Consider the following 1,166-nt stretch of genomic DNA (forward strand, 5'->3'; position numbering starts at 1 on the left):
CGCCGCGAGGGCGGCAAGATCAAAAAGCGCACCGTGGCCAATCTGAGCGGTTGGCCGACGGACGTGGTCGAGGGCCTGCGCACCCTGCTCAAAGGCGGCGTCGCCGTTGAACGCGCCGAGCAGGCGCTGACGATCTCGCGCTCGCTGCCGCACGGCCACTTCGCCGCCGTGGTGGGTATGGCCGAGCGGCTGGGCCTGCCGAAACTGCTGCTCGGCCGGCGTAGCCGGCCGGCCGATCAGCGGTCGCGCGACCTGGTGCTGGCGATGATCGCCCAGCGGATCATCCAGCCGGGCTCCAAGCTCGCCACCGTGCGCGCCCTCAACGCTGAGACGGCCGCCTCCAGCCTGAACGGGCGCCTGGGGCTGGGCGAGGTGCGCGAGCATGAGATCTACGCCGCGCTGGACTGGCTGGTGGCGCGTCAGCCGCACATCGAAACCGCGCTCGCCAATCGGCACTTCAGCGAGGGCACGCTGATGCTCTACGACGTCAGCTCGTCCTATCTGGAGGGCCGCTGCTGCGAGCTCGCCCGGTACGGCTACAGCCGCGATCATCGCGGGGACCGGCCGCAGATCGTCTACGGCCTGCTCTGCGACCCGGATGGCGTGCCGATCGCGGTGGAGGTGTTCGAGGGCGACACGGCCGACCCGACCACGCTCACCAGCCAGATCGACAAGCTCAAGAAGCGCTTCGGGCTCGCGCGCGTGGTCCTGGTCGGCGACCGCGGCATGATCACCAGCAAGCGCATCCGCGAGGAGCTGGCGCCCGCCGGGCTGGACTGGATCACCGCCCTGCGCGCCCCGGCGATCCGCCAGCTCGTCGACGACGGGCCGCTGCAGCTGTCCCTGTTCGACGACCGCGATCTGGCGGAGATCGCCGCCCCCGAGCAGCTCCCCGGCGAGCGCCTGGTGGTCTGCCGTAATCCGGACCTCGCCGAGGAGCGGGGGCGCAAGCGCGAGGCTCTGCTGAGCGCGACGGAGCGTGCGCTGGACAAGGTCAAGAAGGCGGTCCAGCGCAAGCAGCGGCCGCTGCGCGGCGAGGCCGAGATCGGCCAGGCGGTGGGCGCCGTGCTCGACCGGCACAAGATGGCCAAGCACTTCGAGATCACCATCACCGAGGACAGCTTCAGCTATCGGCGCAAGACCGACAGCATCGCCGCCGAGGCGCG

General features: G+C 70.9%; 1 protein-coding gene. It reads left to right on the forward strand.

Features of this window, described 5'->3' with window-relative positions:
• Nucleotides 1–1,166: IS1634 family transposase (locus tag CKO28_RS27700; RefSeq protein WP_200344761.1), on the forward strand; the 1,166-nt coding region annotated here is incomplete at both ends.

This window comes from Rhodovibrio sodomensis, from assembly GCF_016583645.1.
Classification (GTDB): domain Bacteria; phylum Pseudomonadota; class Alphaproteobacteria; order Kiloniellales; family Rhodovibrionaceae; genus Rhodovibrio; species Rhodovibrio sodomensis.